An 8,274-nucleotide genomic window follows, 5' to 3' on the forward strand; every position below is an offset into this window, starting at 1 on the left:
CCTCAGCCCCGTGCCACCAGTCGAGCGATCTGCCGCGCCATCCGAGCGGTCTCCGCCGCGTCGCAGCGGTCCCGGCGTATCCGGTGGCGGTGTCCGCCCACGGCGCCGAGGCTCAGGTCGCAGAAGCCGGGCGCGGCCCGGCCGAGCACCACGGTCACCGCCGACTGCCCCGGGTCCACCTCCGAGGTGTGGAAGCCACCGGCGCGCAGCGCGTACGAGCTGCCTGCGCCGTACGTCTCCACGGTCACGGTCGCCGCCGTCACCAGCCGGTCGGTGGCCGCTATCTCGTCGACGTCGCCCCGGCTGTGCACCTCGTACACCCGCCAGGCGGGGTCGGCGGGCGCCTCGGTCACCTCGATGAGCTCGTTGCGGACCCGGCCGTGCAGCACGTGGCTGAGCAGGTCCCAGCTGTGCGAGTGCACGGTGGACGTGGTCGGTCGGACGGTCGGCGGCTCGGCCGGCCAGGCGTGCACGCAGATCCCGTCGGCGCCGGTACGGCTCACCGGCAGGCAGGTGAAGCCGAGTGGGTGCCGTACGGCCAGCAACGGCCGCTGCCCCTCGGCGACGTCGTCGAGGACGCCCGACACCCAGTCGCGGAGCAGCTCCGGCCGGGTGCCCCGGTCGATCTCACGTTCGAGGTCGGCGTAGCTCATCATGCGTACGGGTTCCTCGCCTGGATGGCCCGGCTCACGATGTCGGCGACCTCGCGGTCGCTGAAGGACCGGGGCAGTGGCAGCCCGAGCGCGGTGTACAGGCGGCGAACCTGCTCCACGGAGGGCTCGTCGTCGAGCCTGACCTGCCCGGCAGCCTCGATCGGCACCCGCCGGCTCTGTTCACGGCTGTACTGCAACTCGATGTTGTAGCGGTTGTAGTACAGCTCCCCACGGTCGATCCGCAGTGCCGGGGTCTGCGGATTCTCCTGGGTCACGATGACGCAGCTCGAGGAGAGGTCGTAGCGGAAGGTGGTCATCTGCGCGGAGACCCGGACGTCGATGGTGAGCAGCCCGGAGCGCTGCCGGTGCCAACAGGCGGCCAGCACGGTCGCGTAGGACTCCTTGCGGGTGCGGTCGACGGTCCACCGCTCGCCTGGCTCGTCGGGGGCGAGGCTGCGCCGGAACCGCGCGTACCGCTCGCAGACCTCCTCGTCAGTCGGGTCGATGATCTCGACGGCGAAGTGCAGGGTGGCGTTACGCCGACGAGCGTGCTCCAGGCAGTCCGGCAGGGTGACCGCCCGGGTGTAGGTGCCGGTACCGCCCTTGAAGTTCCACCGGTCGGTGTGCCGACGGGCCTCGGCCAGGGCCTGCCCGACCTCGCTGCCGTGCAGGACGCGGACCATGGAGATGCTGTCGATCGCCTCCCGGGCCCGGATCAGCGCCCCCTCCGGACCGGTGATCTCGCCCATCTGCGGCACCAGCTCGGCGAGCCGGTCCCGGGTGTCCCGGATGACCTGCCGCACCTCGCGCTCGGCGGTCTCCCGGCGCAGCCGGTCGCGCAGCAGCGCCTGGGCGAGCAGGCCGAGCACGAGCAGGATGGCGCTGTTCACCACGTCCTGGCTGACGCCGTTGTTGAGCCCGAGGGTCGCGACGGTCAGTGCCAGGAGCAGCCCGATGAACGCGTCGAGATTCCTGACGACCCAGGTGAGGAGGCCGGCCATGACATCTCCCGGTCGACGACGGAGCCCTCATGATAGCCCTATGTCAATGGCCGATCACGCACTGCTTCCGAGTCCCGCGTCCTGCGGCGAAGGTGGTCCGTCCAGCCGCCGGGCGGCGCAGATCAGCGAGCCGCCGAGCCCCGGCGCGAGCCGGGCGAGCAGCCGGGAGGTGACCCAGCGTCCGCCGGGCAGCCGCCACCCGACGTGGTTGGACCGCAGCGCCAGCGGCGCGAACCCGGCCCGCCGCAGCACCCGCCGCAGCAGCGACGCCGTGAACGGACGAATGTGCAACCAGAGGTAGGGGTGCAGCGGATCCACCTGGCGGGGTGCGCGGCCGGCGAGGAACGCCAGCCGGTCCTGGACGGTCGCCAGGTTCGGCGTGGTGAGTACCAGCAGCCCACCCGGGGCGAGGACCCGGTGACACTCCCGCAGCAACGCCACCGGGTCGTAGACGTGCTCGATCAACTCACCGGTCAGCAGCCCGGAGAAGCTGCCGGTGCGGAACGGCAGAGCGCAGGTGGCGTCCAGGCAGACCGGCAGCGCCCGGCCGGCGGCGGCCCGGCGGGCCGCGCCCAGCGCGGCCTCGGCCATGTCCGCCACCACGAGCGGCACGGGCAGTTCCGCCGGGTCGACCGTGCTGCACGGACCACAGCCCAACTCGAGTACCGGCTCTCCCCCACGGATGTGGTCGACCATCAACCGGGCCGCGACCGCCCGGCGGACCCGGTGGTACGGGTCGTCGACGTACCCGTTGACCTGCGCACCGTCGTGGTAGCTTCGCCGGTTGGCGCGCCGCCCGTGCGCCTGCGCGCTGCCCGACGGGGCCCCGGTCGGTGGCTCGGCCATCGCACCCTCCGCTGCGGCGCCACCTTCGGCGACGGCGACCACCTCCAGACTCGCACCACCGGGCGTCGCGTGGCGTGACCGCCGCGACGGTGCCCCGCCCCCCGCCGGCGCGTCAGCAGGGCGGCCGAGGCACCGGCACGCCGTTCAGATGCCACCGCTACCGCAGCGTGGCGGCGAACTCCTCGAATCGGGTCGGAGTCGTGTTGCCCTCGTTGCGGCCTTCGATCGGGTGCAGTCGACCGGCGCTGAGCGCCTGGTTGAACTCGACGAGCAGGGCGGCGAAGTCGGGCGAGAACCCGGCGGTCCCGGTGAGGATCGCCGCCATCTCCTCGTCGGGCAGCTGGACGTAGCGGAGGTCCGGGCGGCCGATCGCCGTACCGATCGCGGTCGCCACCTCTGTGTACGTGAGGTCGCGGGGACCGATCAGCTCGCGGACCACCACGCCGCTCCAGTTCCGCTCGCGCAGCGCCCCGGCGGCGGCCACCGCGACGTCGGCCGTGGCGATCATCGGCACCTTCGCGTCGGGCGCGACGGAGTCGGCGACGACTCCCTCGTGGCGGATCGTCTCCAGCGCCGAGTGGAAGCCCTCGAAGAAGGCACCGGGACGCAGGAGCAGGACATCGACACCGTGGAGCGTCCGCAGTCGCTGCTCCTGCCGGTGCAGACTGGCGATGAATCCGTTACCGCCCGCCAGCTCCGCGCCGATCGAGCTGAGCGCGACCACGTGGCGTACCCCGCTCTTCCGGATCGCCGAGACGATGGCCTCCCCGCGTCGGTCCTGGTCGGCGTGGTAATCGGGCAGGGTCGGGTCGAACGCGGTGAGCGTGTAGACCGCGTCGGCACCGGCGAAGGCGCTCGCCAGGTGGTCGGCGTCGCGGGCGTCACCGACGGCCGTCGCGGCCCCCAGCGCGGCCAGCTCGGCGAGCCGCTCCGGCGAGCGGCCGAGCGCACGAACCTCCTCACCGGCTTCGAGCAGCAGTTCGGTGACCTTACGACCGGTGTTCCCGGTCGCCCCCATCACGGCGATCATGTCAGTCCCCCTCAGTCGGCATGTCTTGCCACGCGTCCAGCATCCGCCGGTCTTCAGGGACTGGCTATGACTCTCTGTCCGCATTACATGCTCTTTCGTCCAGCCGGCCTGGATCGTCAGTGCGTTGCTCCTGGCACACTTGCCGCATGCCTGACGAACGTGCCCCCTGGCCCTCGGCCGCCGACCCGCTCGGCGAGGCGCTGCACTTCCTCGAGCTGCGGGGTGCGTTCTACTGCCGTTCGGAGTTCACCGCCCCGTTCGGGCTCGAGCTTCCGCCGCTTGGGGACCACCTCTGGTTCCACGTCATCACGCGTGGGAGCTGCTGGCTCGACGCGCCAGGGGCGCAGCCGCGACGCCTCACCGGGAGCGAACTGGCCCTCGTCCCGCACGGCCAGGGCCACCGGCTGCGCAGCGAACCCGACGCGCCGACACCGAGCATCTTCGAGCTGGAACGCGAACAGCTCGGCGAGCGCTACGAGATCCTCCGCCACGGCGGCGGCGGCGAGCGCATCGACATGGTCTGCGGAGCCGTACGCTCCGACCACCCGGCGGCAGGAAGACTGCTGGCCCTGCTGCCACAGATCCTCGTCCTCGACCCGGCGACGGACCCTGCCCGACTCGACTGGCTCCAGTCCACCCTGCGACTGATGGCGGTCGAGGCCGACGGCCTGCACCCCGGCGGCGAGACGGTGATCACCCGCCTCTCCGACGTGCTCGTCGTGCAGGCGCTACGCGCGTGGCTGGAGAACGACCCGGCCGCCCGGTCCGGCTGGCTCGGGGCCCTGCGAGACCCACTGATCGGCCGCGCGATCTCCCTCATCCACCGCGAACCCGGCCGGAACTGGACCGTGGCCTCGCTCGCCGACCAGATCCCGATGTCGCGCTCAGCCTTCGCCGCACGCTTCACCGAACTGGTCGGCGAACCCGCGATGAGCTACGTGACCCGCTGGCGGATGCACCTGGCCGCAACGGCGCTACGCGACGAGGGCGCCACCGTGGCCGAACTCGCCAGCCGCTTCGGCTACCGCTCCGAAGCCGCGTTCGCCCGAGCGTTCAAGCGTGTGGTGGGCTCTCCACCCGGAGCCGCCCGACGGACACTCCCCGCCCCCGGCCAGCAGACGGGAAGTATCTCGACCGCCTCCTCGTCGACGAGTGCGGCGACTGGTTGACGTCAGCAGTTTCGGATTCTGCCCATCTGAACACAGTTCCCCGAGGAATTTCCGCCGTTCCCTTCCATTCACACTCGCCTGGCGCAGGTTTCCTGGACATTGCCGTGCAGTTCCGGAATAGCTGACGGCTTCACCGAACCAGAAGACCCGCAAGGCGCGAGGGAGACGAGGAGACCCCCGTCTCCCTCGATTCAGATCTGGCCGACCACAAGCAGTTCGCTCAGGCCGCGGCGCGGTCGGTGAGTGGGCGGCGACGCAGTGCGTTGTCGGTCAGTGAACGCGGGGGCAGGGGAGCATTGGGGTTGTACAGGTTGGTTCCGGGCGGCACGATTTCGTCGATTCGGTCGAGGGTCGCATCGTCCAGGGTGAGCGCGGCGCCCTTGAGGAGATCCTCCAGCTGCGGCATGGTCCGCGGTCCGATGATCGCCGAGGTGACGGCAGGGTGGGCCACGGTGAACGCAATGGCGAGCTGCGGAAGGGTGCAGCCGATGTCTTCCGCGAGTTCGACGAGCTGCTCGACGACGTCGAGCTTGGCGGCGTTCTCCGCGATCGTGGGATCGAATCGTTCCGGCCGGATCGTGGGACGGCCGGTCGACAGGTCGATGGGCTGGTCCTTGCGATACTTGCCGGTGAGGAACCCGAAAGCCAGTGGGCTCCAGACCAGCACACCCATCCCGTAGCGCCGGCAGACGGGCAGGACCGAGGCCTCGATCCCGCGGGCCAGGATCGAATACGGCGGCTGCTCGGTGTGGAAGCGTCCGAGGCCACGACGCTCGGAGGCGTGATGCGCCTCGACGATCTCCTCAGCCGGGAACGTCGAGCAGCCGAAAGCGCGGATCTTTCCCTGCTGCACGAGGTCGCTGAGCACCGAGAGCGTCTCCTCGATGTCGGTCGAGTCGTCGGGGCGGTGGATCTGGTACAGGTCGATCCAGTCGGTGTCCAGGCGCCTGAGGCTGTCCTCGACCGCCCTGAGGATCCAACGCCGCGAGTTGCCGCTGCGATTGCGGCCCTCGCCCATCTGAAAGTGCACCTTGGTGGCCAGTACGACGTCATCCCGGCGCCCCTGTAGTGCCTTACCCACAATCTCCTCGGACTCTCCCTGTCCGTACATGTCGGCGGTGTCGACGAAGTTGATCCCCTGGCCGAGGGCGGCGTGGATGATGCGGACGCAATCGTCGTGGTCGGAGTTGCAGCCGTCCTGGAACATCATGGTTCCGAGGCAGTAAGCGCTGACTTCGATACCGGTTCCACCGAGGGTGCGATAGCGCATGGTGATACTTCCCTACTGATTGAGCCGTGATTGCAGAGCGACAGATGCGTCGATCGCACGGGGAACCCTAGGAGCTAGAGCCGGCTCTAGGTCAAGCCACTACCCTGAACGGCATGGCTGAGGTCATCACGCGTCTGAGCATCGGGCAGGTCGCGGAACGCACCGGCTTGAGCGTGCACGCGCTGCGCTTCTACGAGCACGAGGGCCTCTTCGTCAACCCGGTGCGACGCGGACCTGGCGGGCGCCGTGTCTACAGTCAGGATGATGTGGACTGGCTCACCGTCTGCATCATCTTGCGCGCCTCCGGCATGCCCCTGCCCGCGCTACGCCGATACGCCGACCTCGTCAGGCAGGGAGTCGGCAATGAGGAAGAACGACTCACGCTCATGCGCGAGCACCAAGCCCACGTCACCGCCCAGATCGGCAGACTCGCCGAGTGCCTGGACCTGATCAGGTTCAAGGTCGGGGTGTATGAGGACCTCCTCGGCCCGGACAGCGCCGGTGACCACCAATGTCACGCTCCGATGCCTTCGGCACCAGAAGGCCATTGATCTTGACGGTCTTCGCGTCACGATCACCGACGCGGACGCCGACGACCTGACCGCCCGGTTCGGCGTGCTCGGTCCTGCGGCACTCGCCCGCACCGGGGTCTTGAACACCGAGCAGATGGTGGGACGACCTGTTCCCGCCAGCCTGGCCGGCTCGCGGTTTGCCGACCCGACGTCAGACAGCCAGGGGGACCGATGATCCGCTCGCCCGACTCCGGCACCCACGCGACGCCCTCGGCCGCCGCCCCACCAGGGCGCCGGGCCTCCAGGAAGCGGCCGGTCGGCAGAGGTCCGAGCACGTAGAACTGACGTGTATCAATGTATGGTTTCATCGATGTGCAGTGATGGGTCGCTGGCGACCTGTCGGGGCAACGCCGCCTCCACCGTACGGAACCGACGATGTCCAGGGAGAGCAGATCATGAACGAGAATCGGGTGGGGCGGCTACGGACGCGATGGCGGCGGGCAGCCCGAGCCGCCGTCGCGGCAGCGGCCTCTGTCGGGATCACAGTGCTGGCCATCGGAGTCACGGCGGGGGCGGCCACGGCGGGCGTCAGTTCTGTTGACCGGGGCACGCCGAACACCTCGGTCGCCGCCGGGCCGGTGTCCCGGGTCGCCGCGGGCAATCTGCACACCTGCGTGATCCGCACCGATGGCGCACTCTGGTGCTGGGGCAACAACTTCTACGGCCAGCTCGGCGACGGGACCTCCACGGACCGGACCGCTCCGGTCCGGATCGGCGACGCCACCACCTGGGCGCGTATCGACGCCAGCATCAGCACCACCTGTGCGGTACGCACGGAGGGAACGCTGTGGTGCTGGGGCAGCAACAACAACGGGCAGCTCGGCGACGGGACGACCACGAAACGGAGCAGCCCCGTACGGATCGGCGACGGCACCACCTGGGCCAGCGTCAGCACCGCCACCAATCACACCTGCGCCGTCCAGACCACCGGCACCCTGTGGTGCTGGGGCCAGAACCGCCACGGGCAGCTCGGCACCGGCACGACCCCCTATCAGGCGACCGTCCCCGTACAGGTCGGCACGGCGACCACCTGGGCGAGCGTCACGACCGGGTACGCGCACACCTGCGCCACCCGCACCGACGGGACCCTGTGGTGCTGGGGCAGCAGTTCGGACGGGCAGCTCGGTCTCGGCATCCGGGACTACCGGGCGACGCCGACGCAGGTGGGCACCGCGACCACGTGGACCGGCGTGACGGCCGGGTACGTGCACACCTGCGCGGTCCGCGCCGACGGGACGCTGTGGTGCTGGGGCGAGAACGGGTACGGCCAGGTGGGCGGGGGCCTCGGCTTCCAGACCACCCCACTTCAGGTCGGCACCGGCACCACCTGGGCGAGGGTCGAGACGAGCATCGACTCGTCATGCGCGACGCGCACCGACGGCAGCCTGTGGTGCTGGGGCAACAACGTGTCCGGGCAGCTCGGCGACGGCACCACCACCCACCGGTCGACCCCGACCCGGGTCGGTAGCGCCACCACCTGGACGGACAGCCTCGCCGCGTCCTACCACGCCTGCACGATGCGCGCCGACGGCAGCCTGTGGTGCTGGGGCGACAACTCGTTCGGGCAGCTCGGCGACGGCACCACCACCCACCGGTCGACCCCGGCACAGGTGGCCCTGCCGGGCTGACCGCCACTCGTGGACGAGCGGTGGGGGGGGGGGGCGCCCCCCCCCCCCCCCCCCCCCCCCCCCCCCCCCCCGGGGGGGGGGGGCGGGGGGGGGGGGGGGGGCTAA

The 8,274-nt window shown here is 70.5% G+C and carries 9 protein-coding genes; 4 read left to right on the plus strand and 5 right to left on the minus strand.

Features of this window, described 5'->3' with window-relative positions:
* Positions 1 to 2: 2 nt before the first annotated feature.
* The 4 genes from ACPXCB_RS25465 to ACPXCB_RS25480 form a co-directional block, all read right to left on the minus strand.
* Positions 3 to 656, minus strand: a complete 654-nt coding sequence (locus ACPXCB_RS25465; RefSeq protein WP_425878096.1) for a hypothetical protein — start codon at positions 654 to 656, stop codon at positions 3 to 5.
* A complete protein-coding gene (locus ACPXCB_RS25470) occupies positions 653 to 1,654 on the minus strand; it encodes a hypothetical protein (RefSeq protein ID WP_425878097.1) in 1,002 nt (333 codons plus the stop codon). The genes ACPXCB_RS25465 and ACPXCB_RS25470 overlap by 4 nt, the downstream gene beginning before the upstream one ends.
* Positions 1,655 to 1,708: 54 nt before the next feature.
* Complete coding sequence (locus ACPXCB_RS25475) at positions 1,709 to 2,500, minus strand: methyltransferase domain-containing protein (protein ID WP_425878099.1); 792 nt, start codon at positions 2,498 to 2,500, stop codon at positions 1,709 to 1,711.
* 157 nt (positions 2,501 to 2,657) lie between these two features.
* On the minus strand, positions 2,658 to 3,530 hold the full coding sequence (locus ACPXCB_RS25480) for an NAD(P)H-binding protein (RefSeq protein WP_425878101.1): 873 nt from the start codon (positions 3,528 to 3,530) through the stop codon (positions 2,658 to 2,660).
* 146 nt (positions 3,531 to 3,676) lie between these two features.
* Between ACPXCB_RS25480 and ACPXCB_RS25485 the strand changes: the two genes are divergently transcribed.
* A complete protein-coding gene (locus tag ACPXCB_RS25485; protein ID WP_425878103.1) occupies positions 3,677 to 4,699 on the plus strand; it encodes an AraC family transcriptional regulator in 1,023 nt (340 codons plus the stop codon).
* A 220-nt stretch (positions 4,700 to 4,919) separates the two neighbouring features.
* Here the strand turns inward: ACPXCB_RS25485 and ACPXCB_RS25490 are convergent, their stop codons facing one another.
* Positions 4,920 to 5,969 (minus strand): aldo/keto reductase, encoded by a 1,050-nt coding sequence (locus tag ACPXCB_RS25490; protein ID WP_425878105.1) that lies wholly within the window; start codon positions 5,967 to 5,969, stop codon positions 4,920 to 4,922.
* A gap of 113 nt (positions 5,970 to 6,082) precedes the next feature.
* Here ACPXCB_RS25490 and ACPXCB_RS25495 point away from each other — a divergent pair, with 113 nt between their 5' ends.
* The 3 genes from ACPXCB_RS25495 to ACPXCB_RS25505 all read left to right on the plus strand — a co-directional run bounded on the left by ACPXCB_RS25495 (position 6,083) and on the right by ACPXCB_RS25505 (position 8,169).
* On the plus strand, positions 6,083 to 6,520 hold the full coding sequence (locus tag ACPXCB_RS25495) for a MerR family transcriptional regulator (RefSeq protein ID WP_425878107.1): 438 nt from the start codon (positions 6,083 to 6,085) through the stop codon (positions 6,518 to 6,520).
* Entirely contained in the window at positions 6,471 to 6,716 is a 246-nt protein-coding gene (locus ACPXCB_RS25500) for a hypothetical protein (protein WP_425878109.1), read from the plus strand. Before ACPXCB_RS25495 ends, ACPXCB_RS25500 begins: the two co-directional genes overlap by 50 nt.
* Before the next feature lie 220 nt (positions 6,717 to 6,936).
* Entirely contained in the window at positions 6,937 to 8,169 is a 1,233-nt protein-coding gene (locus ACPXCB_RS25505) for an RCC1 domain-containing protein (protein WP_425878111.1), read from the plus strand.
* Positions 8,170 to 8,274: the final 105 nt, after the last annotated feature.

The sequence above is a fragment of the Micromonospora sp. DT62 genome, from assembly GCF_049847285.1.
GTDB lineage: Bacteria > Actinomycetota > Actinomycetes > Mycobacteriales > Micromonosporaceae > Micromonospora > Micromonospora reichwaldensis.

Excerpts from the sequence above, each read along its gene's own strand:
- ACPXCB_RS25465 (WP_425878096.1), bottom strand. The coding sequence starts at position 656 with ATGATGAGCTACGCCGACCTCGAACGTGAGATCGACCGGGGCACCCGG.
- ACPXCB_RS25470 (WP_425878097.1), bottom strand. The coding sequence starts at position 1,654 with ATGGCCGGCCTCCTCACCTGGGTCGTCAGGAATCTCGACGCGTTCATC.
- ACPXCB_RS25475 (WP_425878099.1), bottom strand. The coding sequence starts at position 2,500 with ATGGCCGAGCCACCGACCGGGGCCCCGTCGGGCAGCGCGCAGGCGCAC.
- ACPXCB_RS25480 (WP_425878101.1), bottom strand. The coding sequence starts at position 3,530 with ATGATCGCCGTGATGGGGGCGACCGGGAACACCGGTCGTAAGGTCACC.
- ACPXCB_RS25485 (WP_425878103.1), top strand. The coding sequence starts at position 3,677 with ATGCCTGACGAACGTGCCCCCTGGCCCTCGGCCGCCGACCCGCTCGGC.
- ACPXCB_RS25490 (WP_425878105.1), bottom strand. The coding sequence starts at position 5,969 with ATGCGCTATCGCACCCTCGGTGGAACCGGTATCGAAGTCAGCGCTTAC.
- ACPXCB_RS25495 (WP_425878107.1), top strand. The coding sequence starts at position 6,083 with ATGGCTGAGGTCATCACGCGTCTGAGCATCGGGCAGGTCGCGGAACGC.
- ACPXCB_RS25505 (WP_425878111.1), top strand. The coding sequence starts at position 6,937 with ATGAACGAGAATCGGGTGGGGCGGCTACGGACGCGATGGCGGCGGGCA.